The 24,910-nt window shown below is 73.9% G+C and carries 11 protein-coding genes; 7 read left to right on the top strand and 4 right to left on the bottom strand.

The window, feature by feature from the left end:
- Nucleotides 1-34 precede the first annotated feature (34 nt).
- Entirely contained in the window at nucleotides 35-415 is a 381-nt protein-coding gene (locus tag Q0994_RS10010; RefSeq protein WP_299531785.1) for a helix-turn-helix transcriptional regulator, read from the bottom strand.
- Nucleotides 416-533: 118 nt separating this feature from the next.
- Between Q0994_RS10010 and Q0994_RS10005 the strand changes: the two genes are divergently transcribed.
- The gene (locus Q0994_RS10005; protein WP_299531783.1) at nucleotides 534-1,637 is read left to right on the top strand and encodes an alkene reductase; all 1,104 of its coding nucleotides are present in this window, start codon (nucleotides 534-536) and stop codon (nucleotides 1,635-1,637) included.
- Nucleotides 1,638-1,751: 114 nt separating this feature from the next.
- Here the strand turns inward: Q0994_RS10005 and Q0994_RS10000 are convergent, their stop codons facing one another.
- Nucleotides 1,752-2,699 carry a methionyl-tRNA formyltransferase gene (locus Q0994_RS10000; protein WP_299531781.1) on the bottom strand — a complete coding sequence of 316 codons (948 nt, stop codon included), beginning with the start codon at nucleotides 2,697-2,699 and terminating at the stop codon, nucleotides 1,752-1,754.
- A gap of 249 nt (nucleotides 2,700-2,948) precedes the next feature.
- Here Q0994_RS10000 and Q0994_RS09995 point away from each other — a divergent pair, with 249 nt between their 5' ends.
- From Q0994_RS09995 to Q0994_RS09980, 4 genes are all read left to right on the top strand, one after another.
- Nucleotides 2,949-4,295 carry a lysine N(6)-hydroxylase/L-ornithine N(5)-oxygenase family protein gene (locus Q0994_RS09995; RefSeq protein ID WP_299531779.1) on the top strand — a complete coding sequence of 449 codons (1,347 nt, stop codon included), beginning with the start codon at nucleotides 2,949-2,951 and terminating at the stop codon, nucleotides 4,293-4,295.
- 300 nt (nucleotides 4,296-4,595) lie between these two features.
- Entirely contained in the window at nucleotides 4,596-6,383 is a 1,788-nt protein-coding gene (locus Q0994_RS09990) for an ABC transporter ATP-binding protein (protein ID WP_299531777.1), read from the top strand.
- Between the two features lie 64 nt (nucleotides 6,384-6,447).
- Complete coding sequence (locus Q0994_RS09985; protein WP_299531775.1) at nucleotides 6,448-17,382, top strand: non-ribosomal peptide synthetase; 10,935 nt, start codon at nucleotides 6,448-6,450, stop codon at nucleotides 17,380-17,382.
- Entirely contained in the window at nucleotides 17,369-19,069 is a 1,701-nt protein-coding gene (locus Q0994_RS09980) for an ABC transporter ATP-binding protein (RefSeq protein ID WP_299531773.1), read from the top strand. The genes Q0994_RS09985 and Q0994_RS09980 overlap by 14 nt, the downstream gene beginning before the upstream one ends.
- A 99-nt stretch (nucleotides 19,070-19,168) precedes the next feature.
- Here Q0994_RS09980 and Q0994_RS09975 read toward each other — a convergent pair whose 3' ends face one another.
- Nucleotides 19,169-20,278, bottom strand: coding sequence for an alpha/beta hydrolase-fold protein (locus tag Q0994_RS09975; protein ID WP_299531770.1), 1,110 nt, complete (start codon nucleotides 20,276-20,278; stop codon nucleotides 19,169-19,171).
- Between the two features lie 401 nt (nucleotides 20,279-20,679).
- Between Q0994_RS09975 and Q0994_RS09970 the strand changes: the two genes are divergently transcribed.
- The gene (locus Q0994_RS09970; protein WP_299531768.1) at nucleotides 20,680-21,615 is read left to right on the top strand and encodes a hypothetical protein; all 936 of its coding nucleotides are present in this window, start codon (nucleotides 20,680-20,682) and stop codon (nucleotides 21,613-21,615) included.
- A gap of 39 nt (nucleotides 21,616-21,654) precedes the next feature.
- Here Q0994_RS09970 and Q0994_RS09965 read toward each other — a convergent pair whose 3' ends face one another.
- Entirely contained in the window at nucleotides 21,655-22,902 is a 1,248-nt protein-coding gene (locus Q0994_RS09965) for an amidohydrolase (RefSeq protein ID WP_299531765.1), read from the bottom strand.
- Between the two features lie 526 nt (nucleotides 22,903-23,428).
- Here Q0994_RS09965 and Q0994_RS09960 point away from each other — a divergent pair.
- Entirely contained in the window at nucleotides 23,429-24,670 is a 1,242-nt protein-coding gene (locus tag Q0994_RS09960) for a hypothetical protein (protein WP_299531763.1), read from the top strand.
- The last annotated feature ends 240 nt before the right edge of the window (nucleotides 24,671-24,910 follow it).

Genomic DNA, 24,910 nt, shown 5'->3' with positions numbered 1-24,910 from the left:
GGACGGGCGGTCGCGGTGGGGGAGTGCGGTGCCCTCAGGCGTCCGCCGGGTCGGGCGTCGGATCCGCGGGGGCGTCCGCCGCGGGCGCCGTCCGTCCGGCCGCCTCGCGGATCACCAGGTCGAGCAGGCCGGGGAAGCGGTGGTCGAGTTCCGCTTTGCGCAGGGTGTTGATGCGGCGGGTTCCGACGTCGTGCTGCCGGATCAGGCCGCTCTCGCGCAGGATCCGGAAGTGGCGGGTGAGGGCCGACCGGGCGCCGACGTCCTGGTAGAAGCCGCTGCAGGCCAGGCCGGGTTGCGAGGCCAGGGTGGTGACGATGCCGAGCCGCACGGGGTCCGTGAGTGCGCTCATGATCCTGAAGAGGTCGAAGTCCTCTTCGTCCGGGTGGATCAGCGGGGAGGATGTACGGCTGGCCATGGGGTCAGGGTACCGCCCGCCCGCCCCATGTTCGCGATGGTGTGTACATGGGTTACCGTGAACAGCGAGCCGTGGGCCTCTTGTCCCGGTATCTCCCTCGTCGGAAGGAATCACGCCTGTGTCTGCCGTGTCGCCCGTCTCCGGGAACGCCCTGTTCGATCCGGTGTCCCTGGGGGACATCGACCTCGCCAACCGTGTCGTCATGGCGCCGCTGACCCGGATGCGGTCGGGCGCCGACGGGATTCCGGGCGCTCTGGTGGTCGAGCACTACCGGCAGCGCGCGGGTGTCGGCCTCATCGTCGCCGAGGGCACCTACCCCAGCTTCGAGTCGCAGGCGTTCGTCGGACAGCCGGGCATCGTCACCGACGCGCAGGCGGAGGGCTGGCGCCGGGTGGCCGGGGCCGTGCACGCGGAGGGCGGCCGGATCGTGCTCCAGGTCATGCACGGCGGCCGGGTCACCCACCCCGACGTCAACGGCGGCCGCCGTGTCGTCGCCCCCAGCGCGATAGCCATCGAGGGCGAGATCCACACCGAGAAGGGCAAGCAGCCCTACCCGGTGCCGGAGGCGCTGACCGTCAAGGAAGCGCAGGAGGTGGTGGACGACTTCGTCGCCGCCGCCCGTCGCGCGATCGACGCCGGGCTGGACGGCGTGGAGGTCCACGGCGCCAACGGATACCTGCTGCACGAGTTCCTCTCCCCGGCCGCCAACCGGCGCACCGACGAGTACGGCGGCTCCCCGGAGAACCGGGCCCGGCTCCTCGTCGAGGTGGTCACCGCCGTGGCGGAGGCCGTGGGCGCCGGGCGGGTCGGACTGCGGCTCTCGCCGGAGCACAACATCCAGGACGCCCTCGAAACCGACCGGGACGACGTCCTGGCCACGTACGGTCATCTGCTCGACCGCCTGCGACCGCTGGGCCTCGCGTACCTCTCCGTCCTGCACAAGGAGCCGGCCGGCGAACTGGTCCAGGAGCTGCGCCGGCGCTTCGGCGGCAAGGTGATCGCCAACAGCGGCTTCTCCTCCGTGACCACGCGCGAGGAGGCGGCCGACCTGATCGGGGCCACGCACGCCGACGCCGTCGCCGTGGGCCGCGCGGTCATCGCCAACCCGGACCTGGTCGAGCGCTGGCGCGGCGGGCACGCCGAGAACGAGCTGCGCGCCGAACTGCTCTACGCGTCGGGCGCCGAGGGCTACACCGACTACCCGGCCCTGCGGGCCGGCTGAGTCCACCCGTTCCTGACGGCGGCGGGGCGACGGTTCTCATGAACCGTCGCCCCGCCGCCGTCGTGCGGAACGGCCGTCGTGTGGGGCCGCCGTCGTGCGGACCCGCCGCGGTCGTCAGGCGCGGCCGGTGAGGTAGCCGCCCATGGAGGCGAAGTACTCCGTGGCCGGCAACTCCCGGCCGTCCTCGGTGCGTACGCGGGTGAGGGCCAGGCCGTGGTTGCGGCCGGTCCGGGCGTCGGCTCCGGCGACGATGACCACACCCTCGCCCTCCCGGTAGAAGATCCGGCCCGGCGTGCCGCCGTAGCGGTTCTGCGACACCACCGCGGCGAGCACCTCCAGCCGCCTGCCCTTGTGGAAGGTGTAGGCGCTCGGGTACGGCTCCGACTGGGCGCGCACCAGGCGTTCGAGGTCCTCGGCGGGCCACGACCAGTCGATGCGGATGTCGTCGTCGGCGCGCTTGTGGAAGAACGTGGCCTGCGAACGGTCCTGCGGGGTGAACTCCGTCTGCCCGGAGGCGATGAGGTCGAGCGCGCCGACGGTGACGGGCGCGATCAGGTCGACCGTCTTGTGGAAGAGGTCCGTGGCGGTGTCCCTGGGGCCGACCGGGACCGACTCCTGCCGGACGATGTCGCCGGCGTCCAGTTCGTCGTCCATCATGTGGGCGGTCACACCCACTTCGGACTCGCCGTTGATCAGCGCCCAGATCAGCGGGGAGAATCCGGCGTACTTCGGCAGAAGTGAGTCGTGCACGTTCAGGGTGCCGTGACGGGGGAGGCCGAAGATGCGCGGCGGAATCCAGGTGCGCCAGTTGTTGGCGACGATGATGTCCGGCTCGGCCGCCTTCAGGCGCTCGAACAACTCCTCGTCGTCGGGGCGGTTGCGGATGAGCACCGGCACGTCGTGCGCCTCGGCGAGGTCCGCCACCGAGTCGCTCCAGATCTTCTCGTACGCGTGCTCGCTCTTGGGATGGGTCACGACCAGGACCACGTCGTGCTCGGAGTCCAGGAGGGCTTGCAGGGTGCGGTGCCCCCAGGTCTGGTAACCGAACATGACGACCCGCATGGGGTTCCTCCTTGAGCCAGGGACAGTCCACGAGCAGTAAAGCAAGGCTTACCTTAGTGTGCAATGGGCCCTCGGGGGCGGGTATCTGACCGTCGCTCAGGTCGCCGTCGTCACTGCATTCACCCTCTCGACAGCACCGCGTGTTGAGGTTAGGCTCACCTAAGTTTGGGCGGGCCGTGGAGCGGCGTGCCCGTTCCGCTGACCTTTCCCCACGCCTGACAGGCGTCTTTCCCACACGATGGGAGTGACATGTCACAGGTTCTTCCTGGCGACGCATCACCGGTTCTCGACCTCATCGGCATCGGCTTCGGCCCGTCGAACGTGGCCATGGCCATCGCGATCAGCGAGCACAACGCCCGTGCCGGAGCGCAGCAGCCGGTGACGGCGCGCTTCTTCGAGCAGCAGCCGTCCTTCGGCTGGCACCGCGGCATGCTGATCGACGACGCCACCATGCAGGTGTCCTTCCTCAAGGACCTGGTGACCCTGCGGAACCCGTCCAGCGAGTTCAGCTTCCTCTGCTACCTGCAGAGCAAGGGACGGTTGATCGACTTCATCAACCACAAGAACCTCTTCCCGCTCCGGGTCGAGTTCCACGACTACTTCGAGTGGGCCGCCGCCAAGGTCGCCGACATGGCCTCGTACGGCCACGAGGTCGTCTCCGTCATGCCGTGCCTGCGGGACGGCGTCGTGGAGCACCTGGAGGTGACCGTCCGTTCGGGCGCGGGGCTCCAGACCCACCGGGCCCGCAACCTGGTCATCGGCACGGGGCTGCGCCCCCTCATGCCGGAGGGCGTGGAGCGCGGCGAGCGGATCTGGCACAACTCCGACCTGCTGCGCAAGGTCGACGCGCTGGAGGGCACCTCGCCCACGCGGTTCGTCGTCGTGGGCGCCGGCCAGAGCGCCGCCGAGAACGTCGCCTACCTGCACCGCCGGTTCCCGCAGGCCGAGGTGTGCGCCGTCTTCTCCCGGTACGGCTACAGTCCGGCCGACGACAGCGCCTTCGCCAACCGGATCTTCGACCCCGCCGCGGTGGACGACTTCTTCGCCGCGCCGGACAGCGTCAAGAACCGGCTGATGGCCTACCACGGCAACACCAACTACTCCGTGGTGGACATCGATCTGATCGACGACCTCTACCGGCAGATGTACCAGGAGAAGGTCCTCGGCACCCAGCGGCTGCGCTTCCTCAACGTGTCCCGGGTCACCGACGCCGAGGAGACGCCCGAGGGCGTCCGTGTCGGCGTCACCTCCCTGGTCACCGGCGAGCAGACGCCGCTGGACGCCGACGTGGTGGTGTTCGCCACCGGCTACAGCCCCGCCGACCCGCTCGCGCTCCTCGGCGAGGTCGCCGACCACTGCCTGCGCGACGACGCCGGCCGTCTGCGCGTCGAGCGCGACTACCGCATAGCGACGGACCCCGCACTGGACTGCGGGATCTACCTCCAGGGCGGCACCGAGCACACGCACGGCATCACCACGTCGCTGCTGTCCAACACCGCGATCCGGGTCGGGGAGATCCTGGACTCGCTGATCGGCCGGAGCGTCAAGTCCGCCTCCGACGAGGCCCGTCCGGTCACCGGGGTCGGCGGCCGCTGACGGCCCCGGCCGGGGGCTTCGAGGTGTCCCGGACGGCCCGTACGGACGGGCCGGGACACGGGATAACGTACGCGTCGACGCCACCGACGACGTGGCGGCCCGGTCAGCCCCCGGCAGCCCGGACCGTTCACCCGCACGCCCGCCGTCACGAACGCAGAGGTCTCCCGCGTGCCGGACCGTGAGAGACCCGGCGCCCGGCGCCGCCGCCCCGGGGGCGACGGCGGCCCGGCACCGCACCCGGTCCGGCCGAGCGGCGTCGCCCACCGATCACCCCCGCCCCGAGCAAGATGTGGTTCCCGAGTGACTACTGTCGACACACACGTCCCCCCGACGGCCCTGCGCACGGCGACCGGGGGCGAAGCCGCCCGCTGGGTCGCCGCGCACTGCCGCCGCGTCCCCTGGCTGGCCGCCTCCACCGTCTTCAGTACGGTGGCCGGCGCCGCGCTCCAGGTCGTCCCCGTCCTGCTGCTGGGCCGGGTCGTCGACGGGGTCGTCGAGGACCGGACGCGCTCCGTGCTGGTCACCGTCGGCGTGCTGATGGCGGCCGCCGCCCTGCTCGGCGCGGTGGCCACCGCCGCCTCCACCTACCTGATCGGCCGGCTCGGCGCGGACCTGCTCGCCCGGCTGCGCGAAGGCGCCGTCCGGGCGGTGCTCGGGATGCCGAGCGCCCGCGTCGAACAGGTCGGCCGGGGGGACGTGCTGTCCCGCGTCGGCGACGACGTGGCGGTGCTCTCCAACGGCATCCGGACGGCCGTCCCCACGGTGTTCTCGGCCGGGGTGCTGGTCGTCATCGCCACCCTCGGCATGTTCGGCCTCGACTGGCGGCTCGGCCTCGCCGGAGCCGGCGCGCTGCCCGCGTACGCGCTGGCGCTGCGCTGGTACCTGCCCCGCTCCGCACCGCTCTACCGGAAGCAGCGGGTCGCCCAGGCCGACCGCGCCCAGGCGCTGATCAGCGGGCTGAACGGGATCGACACGGTCCGCGCCTACCGCCTGGAGGACTCCGTCCGGGAGAAGGTGACCAGCGAGTCCTGGCGGGTGCGCGAGCTCGGTGTCGAGGTGTTCCGGTTCTTCGGCAGGTTCGTCGGCCGGGAGAACCGCGCGGAGTTCGTCGGTCTGGTGCTGATCCTCGTCGTCGGCTACGCGCTGCTGGAGGCCGACGCCGCCACCCTCGGCGAGGTCGCGGCGGCCCCGCTGATGTTCCACCGGCTGTTCACCCCGCTGGGCGCCATCATGTTCACCTTCGACGAGGCGCAGAAGTCGGGCGCGAGCCTCACCCGGCTCGTCGGGGTGTGGGGCGAACCCGCCGAGGAGCGGCTGGTCGGGGACGTCTCCGTGGCACGCCCCGAGGCCGCCCCGTACCCGGTGGAGGTGTCCGGGCTGACCTTCGCCTATCCCGGCGCCGCGCGGCCCGTGCTGTGCGACGTGACCCTGACCGTCCCGGCGGGCGGTTCGCTGGCCCTGGTCGGCGCGACGGGGGCGGGGAAGTCCACCCTGGCCGCGCTGATCGCCGGAATCGGGACCCCGCGGTCCGGATCGGTGCGGATCGGACCGCACGACCTCGCCGGTCTCGACGAGGCCGGGGCACGGGCGCTGGTGAGCATCCTCACGCAGGAGACGCACGTCTTCTCCGGCCCGCTCGCCGACGACCTACGGCTCGCCGCGCCGGACGCGGACGACGACCGCCTGCGGCAGGCGCTGCGCACGGTCGGCGCCGGGGAGTGGGTCGCCTCACTGCCCGAAGGGCTGTACACGCCGGTCGGCGAGGGCGGGGAGCGGCTCGACGGCACCAAGGTGGCCCAGCTCGCCCTCGCCCGGCTGGTGCTGGCCGGCTCCCCGGTGGTCGTCCTCGACGAGTCCACCGCGGAGGCCGGCAGCGAGGGCGCGGCCGAACTGGACCGTGCCGTGCTGGCCGCCTGCGCGGGCCGCACCACGCTCTTCGTCGCGCACCGCCTGACGCAGGCCATGGCGGCGGACCGGATCGCGGTCCTGGACGCCGGCCGGGTCGTCGAGGAGGGGACGCACACGGAACTGGTCGCCCTCGGCGGCCGCTACGCCCGCCTGTGGCGGGCGTGGCGCGAAGCAAGTTAGCTCCACCTCGTTCGTTCAAGCCTCGGTTGTGGTCGATGTTCATGCTCGGAAGGATGCTGCTGCGATGACGGATGCGGTGCTGGAATCGATCGCCTCGCGCGTACTGCTGCCGTCGCAACGGCTCGACGCGGTACGCCGGCGGGCCGGTGACCACGACGACCGGACCATCGCCGGGGCCTGCGCCGTCGCGCTGGCGTACTGGGCGTCCGGCCGCAGCCCCGAAGGGCTGGAACTGACCCCCGGCACGCTCTTCGCCGACGTCCTCGGCCTGGTCGGCAACGGCGGAGCCGGGGACGCGGAGTGGGAGGTCGCCGAGGACGGCCGCAGCATCGCCGTCCCGGACACGGTCCTCGTCGCCGACGCCCAGCGCGCCCTGGACGACCTGATGGACTTCCCGGACCGGCCGCTCTCCACCGTCGGCCCGTCGGACATCGCCACCCGGCTCGCAACCCTGGCACGGTGGAACGACAACCGGGCCGACCGGGCGCGCCCCACCCTCATGGAACTGATCCTCGACCAGGCCCGCCGCCGCCCGGACGCCGTCGCCGTCGTCGACGGGCGGCGCGAACTGACCTACCGCGAACTCGTCTCCCTCTCAGGTCAGTTGGCCCACCATCTGGTGGGCCGGGGGCTGACCGCCGAGCGGCTGGTGGGCATATCGCTCGGCCGCTCCGCCGAGATGGTGGTCGGCCTGCTCGCCGTGCTGCGGGCGGGCGGCGCCTTCGTGCCCCTCGACCCGCAGTGGCCCGCCGCCCGCCGCGCCGTGGTGATCGAGGACGCCCGGGTCGTGCTCCAGCTCAACGCCACCGGCGAGCGCCCCGAGGGCGAGCCGGAAGCCGTGGCGGTCGACCTCGACGACTGGAGGTTCGGCGCGCTGCCCGACGACGGCCCGTCCCCGGCCGTTCCGGGCGACGCCCTTGCCTACGTCATCTTCACCTCGGGCTCCACCGGACGGCCCAAGGGCGCCATGATCCGCCACGAGGCCATCAGCGAGCGCCTGTTGTGGCAGCGCGAGGAGATCCTCGGCTTCGGCCACGACGACGCCTCGCTGTTCAAGGCGCCGCTCTCCTTCGACATCTCCATCAACGAGATCTTCCTGCCACTGGTCTCCGGCGGCCGGCTGGTGATCCTGCGCCCTGGCGGCGAACGCGACCCGCACCACCTGCTCGGCGTGATCGCCGAACAGCGCGTCACCTTCACCTATCTCGTCTCCTCCATGCTGGACGTGCTGCTGGAGATGGCCGGCGACTCGGGCCGCCTCGACAGCCTGCGGCACGTGTGGTGCGGCGGCGAGGTGCTGACCCCGGAGCTGTACGAGCGCTTCCGCAGCCGGCTCGACATCCCCCTGTACCACGGCTACGGCCCCGCCGAGACGACCATCGGCGTCTCGCACGTCGTCTACCGGGGCGAGGCCTCCCGCCTGTCCACCTCCATCGGCCGGGCCAACCCCAACACCCAGCTCTACGTGCTGGACGACGAGCTGCGCCCGGTCCCGGTCGGCGTCGGCGGCGAACTGTACGTCGGCGGACTCCTGCTCGGACGCGGGTACGTGCAGGCGCCCGGCCTCACCGCCTCGCGCTTCGTGGCCAACCCGTTCGCCGACGACGGCTCCCGCCTCTACCGGACCGGCGACCTGGCCCGCTACGCCCCGGACGGCTCCCTGGACTTCCTCGGACGCGCCGACAACCAGGTCAAGATCCGAGGCATGCGGCTGGAGATCGAGGACGTCGAGGCCGGCCTCGCGGAACACCCCGGCGTCCGCCACACCTGCGTCGTCGCCAAGAAGAACACCGCGGGCGGCACCTACCTGGTCGGCTACGTGATCCCGGCCGCCGGCCACGAGGACCTGCGGGCCGACGAGGTCAGGGCCTGGGCCGCCGGCCACCTGGTGGAGTACATGGTGCCCACCCACCTCGTCGTGATGACGGAGTTCCCGCTCACCCCGAACGGCAAGCTCGACCGGCGGGCCCTCCCGGAGCCCGAAACCGGCACCGGGCCCGTCGCGGAGCCCGTCACCGAGGAGGAGCGCCTGGTGTGCGAGGCCGTCGCCGCCGTCCTCCGGCTGGAGCGGGTCGGCACCGACCAGGACTTCTTCAAGCTCGGCGGTGACAGCATCCTCGCGATCTCGCTGCTCAGCGCACTGCGCGACGCCGGACTGCACGTCACCGCCCGGCAGATCTTCACCCACACCGTGGTCGGGGCGCTCGCCGCCGTCGCGAGCCGCGAGGACCTCTCCGCCGTCGACCACGACGACGAGGCGACCGGACCCGTCACCGGACCTCCGATCCTGCAGTGGCTCGGCCGCACCACCGACGCCGTCGACGGCTTCGTGCAGTCCGTGGTGCTGAACACCCCGGACACCCTCACCGCCGAGGCTCTCGACACGATCCTCGCCGCCGTCCTCGGCCGCCACGACATGCTGCGCGCCGTCCTGGTGCGCGGCGAGCGCTGGAGCTTCGACATCCCCCGGACCGCCGGACCCGGCGCGGTGTGGCAGGAGAGCGACCTGCCGGTCACGGAGTGCGTCGCGCTCGCCGCCCGCGGACTCGACCCCGACCGCGGCGCGATGCTGCGCGCCGTCTGGCGCCGCGAGGCACGGCAGCTGGTGCTCGTCGCCCACCACGTCGTGATCGACGGGGTGTCCTGGCGGATCCTGATGGACGACCTGGCCACCGCCTGGCGGCGCCACGTGTGCGGCGAAGGCGTCGAACTCCCGCCGGTGGGGACCTCGTTCCGGCGCTGGACGCAACTGCAGGAACAGGCCGCACACGGCGTCGACCCGACCCCCTGGCTGCGGCCGCTGCCCGGCCCGGACGCCTTGGTGGGCCGCCGCGCGCCGTCCGAGCGGGACACCGTCGCCCGGGAACGCACCCGCGCCGTGCCGCTCGCCCCCGCGGACACCGCCGCGCTGCTGGGCGAGGTGCCCGCCCGGTTCCACGCCGGCGCCAACGACGTGCTGCTCACCGCGCTCGCCGTCACCCTCGCCCGTTGGCGCCGCCACCGCGGGCAGGACCAGACCTTCGCCCACATCGAGCTGGAAGGGCACGGCCGCGAGCCCGGCTTCGTCGCGGACAGCGCCGGTTTCGAACCCGAACTCTCCCGTACCGTGGGCTGGTTCACCACGCTCTTCCCGGTGACCGTGGACCCGGGCACCGCCCCCGACCTCACCGCACCCGACTACCTCGCCGCCGCCCTCAAGGTGGTCAAGGAGGACCTCGCCGCCGTGCCGGACCGCGGCATCTCCTACGGCGTCCTGCGCCACCTGGCCGACGCGGAACTGCCCGCGCCCGCGCCCCAGGTCCTCTTCAACTACCTCGGACGCTTCGAGGCGGGCTCCACCGAGGACTGGCAACCGACCGACTCCACGGAGCAGTTGGGCGAGAGGCGCGACCCGGCCATGCGCATGCCGCGCGCCCTGGAACTCAACGCCATCGCCGAGCCCGGTGCGGACGGCGCGTACCGGCTGGTCACCACCCTCTCCTGGCCGGAAGGGCTGTTCACCGACGAGGACATCGACTTCCTCTGCCACGCCTACGAGACCGCGCTGACCGCCCTGGCCCGGCTCGACGGCGGCGGCCACTCACCCAGCGACTTCCCGCTGGTGCCGCTCACCCAGGCCGACGTGGACGCCCTGGACGGGCCGGCCCTGCTGGACGTCCTGCCGCTGACCCCGCTCCAGGAGGGCCTCTACTTCCACTCGGTCTACGACGACGAGACCACGGGCAGCTACGTCGAGCAGCAACTGCTCACCCTGGAAGGGGACGTGGACCCCGGGCGGCTCGCCGCGGCGGCCACCCGGCTGCTCGCCCTCTACCCCAACCTCGCGGCCCGCTTCACCGCCCTCGCCGACGGGCGGGTGGTCGCCGTCCTGGAGGGCGGCGCCGAAGCGCCCTTCACCGTCCTGGACCGACCCGGCCTCACCGACGAGGAGATCCGCGACCTCGCCGAACAGGACCGCCGCACCGGATTCGACCTGGCCGACGGCCCGCTGATGCGCTACACGCTGGTCCGCGCCGGCTCCGGCCGCACCGTGCTGGTGCAGACCGTCCACCACATCGTCGCCGACGGCTGGTCCGTGCCGCCGATGCTCCGCGCCCTGCTCGCCGAATACCATGCGCCCGGCACCGCCTACCCGCTCGGCGGCCACCGCGACTACATCGGCTGGCTCGCCTCCCGCGACCAGGAGGAGAGCGACCGCGTCTGGCGCGAGGAGCTCGCCGGGCTGCCCGGCCCGTCGCTGGTCGCCGAGGGGCACGTCCCCTCCGAGCGCTTCGCCGACGTCACCGTGGAACCGGCCGCCGACGTCGACGCGGCGGCCCGGACGGCCGGCGTGCCGCTGAGCGTCGCGGTGCACAGCGCCTGGGCGGTGACCCTGGGCTCCCTGCTGGGGAGCCGGGACGTGGTGTTCGGCTCCACGGTCTCCGGCCGCGACGCCGACGTGCCCGGCATCGGCCAGATGGTCGGCCTGTTCATCAACACCGTCCCCGTACGCGCCCGCTGGGAGGAGCACGGCACGGGCGGCGAACTGCTCGCGGCGGTCCGGGAGCACCAGAACGCCCTGGTGGCGCACAGCCATGTCTCGCTGGCCCGGATCGGCCGGCAGACCGGCGCCGGCTCCCTCTTCGACACCCTGGTGGTCTTCGACGTCGCCACCGACGTGGACGCGCTGCGCCGCCCCGACGACACACTGGTCATCACCCGCATCGCCAACGAGGGCGCCCCGCACTATCCGCTGACCCTGGTGGTGGTGCGCGGACACGACGGCCGCCCGCACTTCCAGCTCATCCACGACGAGGAACTGCTCGGCCGCAAGGGCGCCGAGGCGATCCTGCGCACCTTCGACCGGACGCTCACCGCCCTGCTCGAACGCCCCGACGCCCCGGTCGCCGGCCTCGCCGCCGGGACCGGCCCGCGCCCCGCCGACGTCCCGCCGGTCACCCTGGGCGAACTCTTCGACACCGCCGCGCACCGCGACCCGGCCGCCACCGCGGTCACCCAGTGCGCCCTCGACGGCACCACCCGCTCCGTCACCTACGGCGAACTGGCGGCACAAAAGGACGCGTTGGCGTCCACCCTGCGGGCCGCCGGCGTCGCCCCCGGCCTGCGCGTCGCCGTCGCGGTGCCCCGCTCCGTCGAACAGGTCGTCGCCCTGGTCGCGGTCGTCTCCGCGGGAGGCGCCTACGTACCCCTCGACCTGGCGTACCCCGACGAGCGGCTGGAGTACGTCCTCGCCGACGCTGCCCCGCAGGTCGTCCTGGTCGACCCGGCCCAGCGCGACCGCTTCACCCGCCTGCTGGACCGCGCCGGGGTGTCCGCCCGGATGCTCGTCCTGGGCGACGACGCGCCGCGACCGGCCCCCGGCGGGGAGACGGAACCCACCGCAGGGCCCCGGCCGCAGGACCCCGCCTACGTCATCTACACCTCCGGCTCCACCGGCCGCCCCAAGGGCGTCGTCGTCCCCCACTCCAGCGTGGTCACCCTCCTCGCCCGCACCCGCGACGAGATGGGCTTCGGCCCGGCCGACGTGTGGGTCCAGTTCCACTCCTTCTCCTTCGACTTCGCCGTCTGGGAACTCTGGGGCGCCCTCACCCACGGCGCCGAACTCCTCGTCCCCGACTACGCGCTGACCCGCTCCCCGGTCGACTTCCACCGGCTGGTCCGCGAACACTCCGTCACCGTCCTCAACCAGACGCCGTCGGCCTTCCACCAGTTCGCCGAAGCCGACCGGCTGTCCGCGGAGCCCGCCACCTCGCTGCGCCGGATCGTCTTCGGCGGCGAGGCACTGGACCTCGCACGGCTGCGCGGCTGGGTCGAGCGCCACGGCACCCGCTCGCCCGAACTGGTCAACATGTACGGCATCACCGAGACCACCGTGCACGTCACCCACCGGGTGCTCACCGACGAGGACTTCGGCCCCGCCGACGCAGCCAGCCCCATCGGCGGCCCCCTCCCCGGCCTGGTCGCCCACCTCCTCGACGACCGGCTGCGGCCCGTGCCGCCCGGCCGGACCGGCGCCATCTACGTGGCCGGCGACCAGGTGTCGCTCGGCTACCTCGGCCGGCCCGGACTCACCGCCGGCCGGTTCGTCGCCGACCCGTTCGCGGCCGACGGCTCCCGGATGTACCACACCGGCGACCTCGCCCGCCGCACCCTCGGCGGCGAGCTGGAGTTCGTCGGCCGCGCCGACGACCAGGTCCAGCTCAAGGGGTTCCGCATCGAACCCGCCGAGGTCGAGGCCGCGGTCCGGGACCTCGACGGCGTCGTGGACGCGGCCGTCACCGTCGCCGCCGCCGGTGACCACCTCGTCGCCCACGTCGTGGGCCGGGCGCCCGCCGACTTCGCCGCCCGGCTCGCCGGCACCCTGCCCGCCCACATGGTGCCCGGTCGGGTGCTGACCGTCGACGCCCTGCCGCTCACCGTGAACGGCAAGCTCGACCGCAAGGCGCTCGCCACGCACGCCGCCGCCCAGGACGGCACCCCGGCCGCCGCGGACCCCGCCGCACCGACCCCGCCGTCCGCGCTGCCCGCCCTGGTAGAACTCTTCGCCGAGGCGCTCCCCACCGCCGGCCCCGTCGACGCCGACACCGACTTCTTCGCGGCCGGCGGCGACAGCATCGTCGCCATCACCGTCATCAACCGGGCGCGGGCGCTCGGCCTGCCCATCGCGCCGCGCGACGTGTTCCTCCTCAAGACCCCGCGCGCCCTCGCCGGCCACCTCGCGCGGAACGCCCCGCCCACCGGGACGCCCGCACCCGCCCGCCGCGCCGACGGCCCGCTGCCCGCCACCCCGATCGTGCTGCGGCTGCGCGAGCGCGGCGGATCGCTCCACCGGTTCGCCCAGGCCCGGACGGTGACCGCCCCCGAGGGCACCGGTCACGCCGACGCGGTGCGCGCCGCGAACGCGGTGGTGGCCGCACACCCCGCCCTCCGGCTGCGGCTGAACACCGCACACGGCGTGTGGGCGCTGCGCACCGAGCCCGCCCGCGAGGTGCCGGTCGCCCGGCCCGCCACGACCGACGCCACCGCCGTGGCCGACGAGGCGGCGGCCCGGCTCGACCCGGAGACCGGAGACGTCGTCGCGTTCGCCTGGCTGGCGGCGACCCGCACCCTGGTGGTCACCGCCCACCACCTCGCCGTCGACGCGGTGTCCTGGCTGATCCTGCTCGACGACCTCACCGCCGCCCTGAACGGCAGGCCCCCGGCCCCGCCGACCACCTCCTACGCCGCATACGCCGAGGCGCTGACCGCACGGTCCGCGCACGCCCTCGACCGCCTCGGGGACTGGATCACCACCCTCGACGCCCCGCCGCTGCTGCCCGCGGCACGCAACCCGCGCACCGTCACCGCGGTGCTCCCCCCAGGGCCGAGCGACCGGCTCACCCGCGAGGCGCCCGCCGCCCTCGGCACGGGCCTCACCGAACTGCTCTGCGGCGCCCTGCGCACCGCCCTCACCCAGGTGCAGGACACGCCCACCGACCTCGCCGTCGACCTGGAACGCCACGGCCGCGTCCCCGCCCTCGACCACCACGACTACACCCGCACCGTCGGCTGGTTCACCGCCATCGCCCCCGTACGCCTCACCGCCCACACCGACCCGGTCGCCGCGGCCCGCGAGGTCGCGGCACGCCAGAGCGGCGAGGAGGGGCACGTCGCCTACGGCCTGCTGCGGTACCTCGACGCGCAGGCCGCCCCGCTGCTCACCGCCCACCCGCAGGTGCTCTTCAACTACCTCGGCCGGGGCTCCGAGTCGCAGGCCCCGCGCCTCACCCCCGGCGACCAGGGGCTCCCGTACGCCGTCGAGGTCAACGCCTGGACCGACGAGTCCACCGGCAGCCTGCACGCCGAATTCACCCTCGCCGAGGGGATCCCCGACCGGATCACCGCCCACTGGCACGACGCGCTGCTGCACCTCGCGGACGCCGCCACCACGGCGACCCGCACCGCCCCGGTCACCCCGCTCCAGCGCGGCCTGTACTTCCAGGCCCAACTGGCGGGCCCGGCCGGTCACTACGTCGCACAGAGCTGGTTCACCTTCGACCGGCGTCTGGACACCGACGCGCTCGGCGAGGCGATGGCCCACGTGATCGCCCGCCACCCCGTGGTCGGCGCGGGGTTCGGCACCGACGACGACGGCAACCCGGTGCAGATCCTCGGCGCCGGCCGCCGCGTCGGCGTCCACGTGGTGGAGGCCGCCTCGGAGGCCGAGGCCGAAGCCCTGCGCACCCGCGACCGCACCACCGGCTTCGACCCCGCCGAACCGCCCCTGGTCCGGCTGACCGTGGTCCGGCTCCCCGGCGGCCGGGACGCCCTCCTCCTCAGCTACCACCTGCTGCTCTGGGACGGCTGGTCCCGCGAGATCGTGCTCCGCGACCTCTTCGACGCCTACCGGGCCGTCCTCGCGGGCGAACCCCGGGACGCCACCCCCGCGACACCGGGCTTCGAGGAGTACGCCCGGACGCTCGCCGCGAAGGACCCGGCGGCCTCGGAAGCCTTCTGGGCCGGCGAACTGGCCGGACTGCCCGGACCCACCCTGCTCGCCGGGACCGCGCCCGCCCTCACCGAAGGGCTCCCGCCCGCCCTGGTGCACACCCTGTCCGCCGAGCTCTCCGCCCTGCTGCGGGACGCGGCCAAGGCACACGGCGTCACCCTGAACACCGTGCTGACCGGTGCGTTCGGCCTCCTCCTCGGCTCCCGCACCGGCCGCGCCGACGCCGTGTTCGGCGTGACCGTCTCCGGACGCGAGGGCGAGGGCCACTCCGGCATCGTCGGCGTGCTCCTCAACACCGTGCCCCTCTGGACGAAGGCCCGCCCCGACGACACCGTCGGCGCCTACCTCGCGGCCGTCCAGGACTCCCGGGTCGCCGCGATGGACCACGAACACCTGGGACTCGGCGAGATCCAGCGCGCCGGCGGCCACGACACCCTGTTCGACAACCTGTTCGTGCTCCAGAACTTCCTCGACCTGGACGCCTTCGCCGAGATGAACGCCCGGCACGGCATCACCTCGGTCCTCGCCGACGACTCCACGCACTACCCGTACACCTGGGTCGTCACCCCCGGCGACCGGCTCACCGTGAAGCTGGAGCACCGCGCCGGCGACACCGCCGACGCCCGCCGGCTGCTCGACGACTACCTGCGCGTCCTGGAGGACCTCGCCCGCTCCACCGGCCCCCTCGGGGCGCTCCCCGGCACCGGGCCGGCCCCCGGGCCCGCCCACCGCACCGACATCGGCACCGACACCGTCGTCGACCGGTTCGACCTCGCCGCCGACCGCCACCCCGGACGGGTCGCCCTCGTCGCCGACGGCGCGACCCTGACCTTCGCCGAGCTGCGCGACCGCAGCCGCGCGGTGGCCGGGGTGCTCGCCCTCCGGGGCGTCGGACCCGGCGCGAGCGTCGCGCTCGCCGTGCCGCGCTCCCTCGACTCCATCGTGGCCCTGTTCGCCGTACTGCGCGTCGGCGCCGCCTACGTACCGCTGGAACTGGACCACCCGGACGAGCGGATCGCGGCGATCACCGAGGACGCCCGCCCCGAGGTCACCCTCACCGTGAGCACCGTCGCACACCGCCTCACCGGCGAACTGATCGAACTGGACCGGCCGCTGCCCGCCGCCGAACCCGTCGCCACGTTCACCCCGGACGACCCGGACCGGCTGCGCCACGCCGCGTACACCATCTACACCTCCGGCTCGACCGGGAAGCCCAAGGGCGTGGTGACCGAGTACGCCGGACTCACCAACATGCTGATCAACCACCAGCGCCGCATCTTCGAACCCGTCCTCGCCGCGCACGGCCACCGCGTCTTCCGGATCGCGCACACCGTGTCGTTCGCGTTCGACATGTCGTGGGAGGAGCTGCTCTGGCTCGCCGACGGCCACGAGGTCCACATCTGCGACGAGGAACTGCGCCGCGACGCGCCCCGGCTGGTGGCGTACTGCGCCGAGCACCGCGTCGACGTCGTCAACGTCACCCCCACCTACGCCCAGCAACTCGTCGCCGAGGGGCTGCTGGACGACCCGGATCGCCGGCCCGCGCTGGTGCTGCTGGGCGGCGAGGCCGTCACCCCCGCCCTCTGGCAGCGGCTCGCCGGAACGGAGGGCACCGTCGGCTACAACCTGTACGGACCCACCGAGTACACCATCAACACCCTCGGTGTCGGCACCTTCGAATGCCAGGACCCGGTGGTCGGCGTCCCCATCGACAACACCGAGGTGTACGTCCTCGACCCGTGGCTGCGACCGCTGCCCGACGGCGTCCCCGGCGAGCTCTACGTCTCCGGCGTCGGCATCGCACGCGGCTACCTCGGACAGAGCGCCCAGACCGCGCACCGCTTCGTCGCCTGCCCGTTCGGCGCACCCGGCGAGCGGATGTACCGCACCGGGGACCTGGTCCTGCGGCGGCCCGACGGCAACCTGTCGTACCTGGGCCGCACCGACCAGCAGGTCAAGATCCGCGGCCACCGGGTCGAACTCGGCGAGGTGGAGGCAGTGTTCGCCGCCCACCCGGCGGTGCGCTTCGTCGCCGCGGTCGCCCAGCCGGACCCGCAGGTCGACGGCGCCCACCGGCTGGCCGCCTACCTCGTGGTCGACGGCGCCGACCTGGCGACGGTCGCCGCCGCGGTCGGCGCGGGACTGCCGGACTTCCTGCGCCCCACCCACTACGCGCAGGTCGACGCCATCCCGCTGACCGTCAACGGCAAGGCCGACACCAAGGCGCTCCCGGAGGCCAGGCCGCTCGGCGCGCTGACCACCGCGGGCGAGCGCCCCCCCGCCACCGGGACCGAGACGACCGTCTGCGAGTTCTTCGCCGAGGCACTCGACCTCGACGACGACGAGGTCAGCGCCGTCAGCGACTTCGTCTCCCTCGGCGGACACTCGATGCTGGCGGTGCGGCTGATCGGGCTGCTCCGCCGGGAGTACGGTCCTGTGATCACCATCCGTGATCTGTTCACCCTGCGAACCCCGGAAGCGATTGCCCGCCACCTTGATGAAGACTCCTGACGCACAGCGGTCCCGCCCCGGGGCCGACATCCTGCGGACCGCGCTGCGCCGCAACACCGGCGCCATGATCCGGGGCACCGTCCTGATGGGCCTCTACCAGGCGGGGGAGACGGCCTTCCCCATCGCGCTCGGCCTCATCGTGGAACACACGATGCAACACCGCAGCCTCGGCTCCCTCGGCCTGTCGATCGGGGCCCTGGCACTGATCATCACCACGGTGTCGCTGTCGTGGCGGTTCGGCATGCGGGTGCTCCAGAAGGCCAACACCACCGAGGCGCACCGCTGGCGGGTCCGGGTCGCGGCCTGCGGCCTCCAGCCGGTGGCCCGTGACGTCGACCTGAAGTCGGGCGAGGTCCTGACCATCGCCACCGAGGACGCCGATCAGACCGCCGACATCGTCGAGGTGGTGCCGATGCTGATCAGCTCCCTGGTCGCGGTGGCGGTCGCCGCGGTCGCGCTGTCCCTCGCCGACCTGCGGCTCGGGCTGCTGGTGGTGGCCGGCACCGTCGCCATCCTGTCGGTGCTGGCCGTGATGTCCCGCCGGATCGGCAGCTCCACCCGCGAACAGCAGGCCCGGGTGGCCCGTGCGGGCGCCAAGGTCGCCGACCTGATCACCGGACTGCGCCCGCTGCACGGATTCGGCGGCAACCACGCCGCGTTCGCCTCCTACCGCGGGGTCAGCGAGGACGCCCGGCGCCAGGCGATCACCGTCGCCCGGATCAACGGCACCTACGCGGGCGTCGCGCTGGCGCTGAACGCGGTGCTCGCCGCCGCGGTGTCGCTGACCGCGGGCTGGCTGGCCTTCGAGGGCTTCATCACCGTCGGCGAACTCGTCATGGCGGTCGGCCTCGCGCAGTTCATCATCGAACCCCTCAGAACCTTCTCGGAGATGCCCAAGTACGTCATGATCGCCCGCGCCTCGGCCGACCGGATGGCGCTGGTGCTCTCCGCGCCGCCCGTCACGGTGCCGGGGGAGGGGCGCCCGGAACCGGGCGACGGCCTCCGGGTCGAAAACGTCCGCCACGGGGCGCTGCGCGGCCTGTCGTTCGAGGTCTCCGCCGGAGAGTTCGTGGCGATCGCCGTCTACCAACCGCGCGCCGCCGCCGACCTCGCCCGGCTCCTCGCGGTGAACGTCGCCCCCGGCGCGTACGAGGGAGAGGTACGGGTCGGCGGCACGCCGCTCGCGGACCTGTCGGTCGAGGCGGTCCGGGAGCACATGCTGGTCAACCCCTACGACGGAGAGATCTTCGCCGGCACCCTGCGCACCAACATCGACCCGTCGGGCACCAGCCGGATGGTGGCCGAGGCCGTGGAGGCGTCCCTGCTGACCGACGTCGTCGCCCTCCACGACGCCGGACTCGACCACGAGGTCCGCGACCGCGGCGCCAACCTCTCCGGTGGCCAGCGCCAACGGCTCTCCCTAGCCCGCGCGCTCGCCGCCGACGCCGACGTGCTGGTCCTGCACGATCCGACGACCGCCGTCGACGCGGTCACCGAACAACTGGTGGCCCGCAACGTCGCGCACCTGCGCCGGGGCCGTACGACGATCGTGATCACCAGCAGCCCGGCCCTGCTGGACGCCGCCGACCGGGTCCTCGTCCTGGACGACGGAGTCGTCACCGCCGAGGACACCCACCGCAACCTGCTGGCCGGAGACGAGAACTACTGCCTGGCCGTGGCGCGCTGAGTCGCGGGATCGTCGGGGAGGGACCCGGATGCGGGTCCCTCCCCTCCCGGTGCAGGCGCCTTCGGGTTCGGACCTCTTCGGGTTCAGACCTCTTCGGGTTCAGGCGAGCGCCCAGGCGACGTCGCGGACCAGCGCGTGCCGCCAGCCCGCCCGGTCGTGCCCGGCCGCCGACCGGGACACCCGCACCGTCGCCCCCGCCTTCTCGGTCAGGCTCTCGACCCGTTCGCAGTGCGGCAGCATCCGCGTCTCGTGTTCCCCCACGTCGAACGCGCAGCGCAGGTGGGACAGATCGGGTTCCTCGCTCAGTCGTGCGGCGATGGCGCCGCCGACCGGGCCGCCCAGCGGGTCTGCCGGGTCGGGTGCGCCGGGCGCCCACCAGACGGACGCCGACTGACAGGCGACGCGGGAGACCAGCTCCGGGAACTCCAGCGCCGCGTAGAGCGCGCTCAGACCGCCGAGGCTCTGCCCCGCGACCACCAGCCGCCCGGTGTCGGCGGTCACGCCGCACTCCGCCACCAGCGGCAGCAGTTCGTCCCGCACCGCCTCCCACAGCTCGGGCCGCGCCGCGTACTCGGTCTCGCGGTCCCTGGCCGGCAGGAAGACGAGGGTGGCCGGCGGCATCTCGCCCCGCGAGAAGGCCAGGTCGAAGGCGGTCGTCGCGGGATGCAGATGCAGCCAGTCGTCCCCGTCCAGCAGCAGCACCACCGGTCCGCCGCCGCCCACCGGGTGCACCCGCACGGTCCGCCGTCCGCCGAGGCGCTCACTCGCCCAGCGGATGCGGGTACGGGGCAACGGCAGCACGTCGTCCGCGCCGACGGCCGGCCAGTGCGGCTGCTCGGGTGCGTCCGGCGTCGCGGCGATCGAGCGCTCGCCCCCGGCGCCCACCGGGTTGAACGGGTCGGCGTACGCCTCACCGCCGGACAGGAAGCGGTAGGTGACCCGCAGTCGGGGCGGCATCCGCACCTCCGCGTACCAGCAGTCCGTACCGCGCCACCGGCGCAGGGGGACCGGGTCCGACCAGCTCTCGAACTCGACCTCGGCCGCCGGTCCGCGCCACAGGAACAGGGCTGACCAGCCGCCGTCGCCCGCCGGCGCCATGGCCGGCGTGCGCGGCGCGCTCCAGAAGTCACCGTCACCGGGCTCGGGCAGCCCGTACGCGGCGAAGGGGCTGCGGGCGCCGGTCGTGGCGTCGGGCTGAGCTGCGGTCATGGCCGTCTCCTGCGGGGGTGCGAAGGGGCAGAGGGGTGGCGGTGGCGGGAGCCGGACCGGCCGTCAGGAGCCGCCGTTGGACGGGCCCGTGGGCGGCTCCCCGGCCGACCGGAACAATGGACGGCGCACCCCGGGGGAGCCTGGCGCTCCGACCGCCGGACGCGCCGACTTAGCCTACCCTGAGTGGCTCGTCGGCGGCCTCCGTCGGAAGCGCCCTCGGGTCGGCGGGCAGGCCGGGCCCGTGGGCAGGCCGAGCCCCGTGGGCGGCTGTTGGTCCGGTACGCCGGCCGGGGTGCCGGGGGAGCACGCTTCCGGCCGGCTCGCCCGCAGCCTTCGGGGCCGGTGCGCCTCCCGGCGTACCCACCGGCACAGCGGCCGGCACCCCGATAGGATCACTGGCCATGCGTACGACATCACGCCGTCCGGCCCTCGTTCACGCGGCCCTCGTCTCCGTCCTGCTGGCCGCGATCGCCGGATGCTCGTCCGGTGACGACGCGAACGACGGCGGCGACGGTGGGGGAGCGGCCTCGGCCGCGTCGGGCCTCGTCGGCGGGCTGGCAGCCCTGGCCGAGGACGGCGGTACGCGCCAGGTGACCTATCTGGACGCCGAGAAGGTCCGGAAACTGAGCGGCAGCGACCCCGGCCGGTTCTCCTTCGTCGCCCGGCCGGGCGGCGGTCTGCTCAGCGGCCACCAGGACGTCCCGTGGGCGAAGTACCTCGCGCCGGACCGTATCGACACCGCGGTGGACACGCCCGAGGCGGGCCGCTGGACGGGGTCCTTCGACGCGACGGCGCTCAGCGCGGCGCTGAAGTCGGCAGGCTACAGCCGGTCCGAGGAGGACGGCGCCGAAGTGTGGACCCACTCCGGCGGCTCAGGGGTGAACTTCCGCGTCTCGGCGGACGCGGTCGCCTACTCCGCGACGGGTGACGCCTCACTGGCCGCCGTCTCCCCGGAGAAGGGCGCCTCGCTCGCCGACGACGAGGAGTTCCGGCGCGCGGCCGACTGCCTCGGAGACGTCTACCGCGCCGACTTCAACCCGCTCGACCCGGCCGGTCCGGGCCGCCTCGCCGCACTGGGCCAGCGCGCCGCATCCGCCGCGGCCCACACCGAAGTGCTGTGCTTCGTGGTCCAGGACGACGACGCGGCCCAGCGGCTGGCCACCCGGCTCCGGTCGGTCGTCGACGAGGAGGCGCCCGCCTTCGACGGCACGAAGGTGACCGTGGACGGCGGTCAACTGCCCGTGGTGCGCGCGATCGTCCCGGACACCGCCGAGCAGCGGCCCGGCCGGCTGATCAACTCCGACACGGAGCTGTGGACGAGCGTCGGCCGGCTCTGACCCCGCCGGAGGCACCGGACGGTGCCCCGCAGCGCCCGCTCAGGACACCGCCGGCATCCACGTGCGGGCCGCCGACACGAGCGCCCGTACGCCGGTGGTCAGCGTCGGCTCCACGACCGGCGCGAAGTGCGGGGAGTGGTTGGAGGGCAGCCCACGGGCGACCTGCTCCAGTGCCGCGAAGTCCTTCGCGGCGGCGAACAGGGCCGGGTCGGCGCCGCCCAGCAGCCAGTAGACGCACGGCGCCCCGGCGGTGGTCGCCAGGATGCCCACGTCCTCGCTTCCGGTCGCCGGGCCGGGGTCCACGACCAGCCCCGCCCCCAGGTCGGCGGCGAAGCCCCGCTCGGTCCGGGCGCACGCCTCAGGGTCGTTGGAGACTGCCGGGAACGACTCCAGGTTCGTGATCTCCGGATCCCTCGGAGCCCCGGACGCCGCCGCCTCGGCCCGGACGATCCGCTCGATCGCCGACATGATTCCCTCCCGTACGCCCGTCTCGAACGTCCGCACGTTCAGCAGGAGTTCGGCCCGGTCCGGGATCACGTTCGCGGCGGTTCCGGCGCTCATGGAGCCGACGGTCAGCACGGCAGTCGAGGTTCCGGCCACCTCGCGCGAGACGATGCCCTGGAGCCGCAGGACCGTCGCCGCCGCCATCAGCACCGGGTCGACCGTGGCCTCCGGCCGCGAGCCGTGGCCGCCCCGGCCGTGCAGCACGACCCGCAGGGTGTCCGAGGTCGCGAACGCCGGGCCCCGGCGCAGCCCCAGGAACCCGGCCGGCAACGGGGACACGTGCTGGCCGAGGACGACCGACGGCGTGCCGAACCGGTCGTACAGCCCGTCGTCGACCAGGGCGCGGGCTCCGCCCCCGACTTCCTCCGCCGGCTGGAACACCAGCATCGCGGTGCCCCGCCAGGCGGACCGGTCCCCGGCCAGCTCGGCCGCCGCGCCCAGCAGACAGGTCACGTGCACGTCGTGGCCGCAGGCGTGCATCAGGGGCACGTCCGTGCCGTCGGCGCCGGGGCCACGGGCGGTGCTGGCGTAGGGCAGACCGGTACGCTCCCGCACCGGCAGCGCGTCCATGTCCGCCCGCAGGAGCGCGGTCGGCCCCTCCCCGTTGCGCAGCAGCCCGACGACCCCGGTGCCTCCGACGCCGGTCACCGTCTCGTACCCCAGGGAGCGCAGGCGGTCGGCCACGATCCCCGCCGTGCGGGTCTCCTGGAAGGCGAGTTCGGGGTGGGCGTGGAGATCCCGGTACACCGCACCGAGTTCGTCCGCCGTGGGTCCTGCCGTCACGTGTCTCTCCCTGTCGCGGTTCCGGGGCCGCCGGTCGTGGACCGGCGTCCCCGTGGCGTCCCTCGTGGGGTGGCCAGGATGTCGGGTGGCGAGGATGTCGGGTGGTCAGGATAGGGAGCCGACCGCGAGAACGGATGCCGACGGGCCCGTGTCGTCGGCGTCCGGTGCTGTCACCCGGCCGGCCCCCGCCCTGTCTCCGTCCCGGCGTCCGGCCGGTCGTCGCTGTGCCTTCGTCCCGGTGTCCGGCCCGGCCCGGGGTGTCTCCGTCCGGCGTCCGCCGCGCGCTGCGGCCGGCCCGGGGATGCGGGCGGTGACCTACCCCGTTCCGTCGGGCAGGAGTTGGGTAGGGTATCGGCTGTACCGGGTCCGGACCGTCGGCAGCACCGACGGAACCAGCCGCGGTCGACCGCCTGTTCCCGCCCCGGAAGACCGCCCGTGGCCGCGTCGGCGACGCGGCTGCCCGCGGAGTCACGTTCCGATCCGTACCGTGCCCCCGCGCGCCCTCATCCGTCCGGAGAATCCCCGCATGCCGCCTCGGTCGACCCCTGCCCCGCTCCGTGCCTTCCACTGCGAACACACCCCCAGCCGGAGCCGCGTGCTCGCTCTGGTCGAGCGTGCGGCCGGACCCGCCTCCCTGCACGCCGTCCTGACGTGCAAACAGCCCGAACTCGCCCATCTCGCCGCCCGCCTGCTCCAGCGTGCCGCCGACTCACGGGGCGGCTCGCCGGAGACGGCGTGGGACCCCGGCGCACTGGAAGACCTGTGTGCGCGGCTGCCCGACGCCCCGGCGTCCTCGCTGCGCGGTGCCGTGGAGCACGCGCGCGCGGGCACCTGGCCGGCCGTTCCGGGCACCGAGCTGGAATGGCGGCAGCTCCCCGGCGAAGTCCGGGAGGCGGCCGGGGCGTCCGAGGGGGCCGGGGCGTCCGAGGGGGCCGGGGCGTCCGAGGGGGCCGGGCCCGAGCGTCCCGAGCCCCACGCAGAGGGGCCGGACGGAGAGGGGCCGGACGGTCAGGCACCGGACGGTCAGGCACCGGACGGTCAGGCACCGGACGGTCAGGCACCGGGCAGTCAGGGGCCGGACTTCGCGGCTCTGTTCGCTCCGGAGGACCCGCACTGCGAGGACGCCGGGTGCGAGGACGAACGGTGCGGGTGGCAGCTCACCCCGCGTACCGCCGCCGCTCTCCACCGGGCGCTGTGCCGGCTGGCCGACGACGCGCACGACGAGGCGGAGGGGCTCGGCGACGGGCCCGTGACGGACGACCGGTCCTCGGGGCCCGACCGGTCCTCGGCATTCGACCAGTTCTCGGCGTTCGACCGGCGTGAGGTGTCGGGGGAGGCGCACGGGGTGTTCGCGCGGCTGCCGGAACTGACCTTCCGCACGGATTCCGCCTGGCGCCGGCGGTTCGTCCGGGCCCTGGACGACCTGTGCGACGACCTGGAGACGGGCCGTTGGCCCCAGCCCGTGTGCACGGCCGAGGAGATGGCCCTCCGCCTCGCCCTGTCGGACGCCCGCGCCGACCGGGAGGGGGACGCGGACGGGACGCTGCCCGTCCACCCCGACGACCACGATTACGACCTGTGCGTCGAGATGTTCTTCCAGGACGACGACGTGCTGCTCCTCTACGACGTCGGCTTCGACGGCATAGAGGACCCCGACGACGCCACCAACCGGCAGTTGCGGATGGGTGACCTCCGGCCGGCCGCCTGGTTCGAGCCGTACCTCAATGTGGAACCCCGCCTCCCCCGCTCCGCACTGCGCACGCCCTGATCCGCAGGCGCAGGCGCAGGCGCAGGTTCGGTTCCGCTTCCGGCTGCGGGCTCCGGCGGAGGCGTCACCCCGCTGTTGTCGGGACCTCGACGCGCGGGGCGGATCAGGTCGGAAACTGACCTGATCCACCTCTAGCCTCGTGCCGGACACGCGTTCCCCACCGGAGGGGAGGCCCGGACGCCCGAGCAGCCGATCCAGCGGGCGGGTTCGACGGCGGCCTGCCCGAGGCGCACACGGCGG

Source organism: uncultured Streptomyces sp., assembly GCF_947488945.1.
In the GTDB taxonomy this organism is placed as follows: domain Bacteria; phylum Actinomycetota; class Actinomycetes; order Streptomycetales; family Streptomycetaceae; genus Streptomyces.
This window is presented reverse-complemented; position numbering and strand designations above follow the sequence as displayed.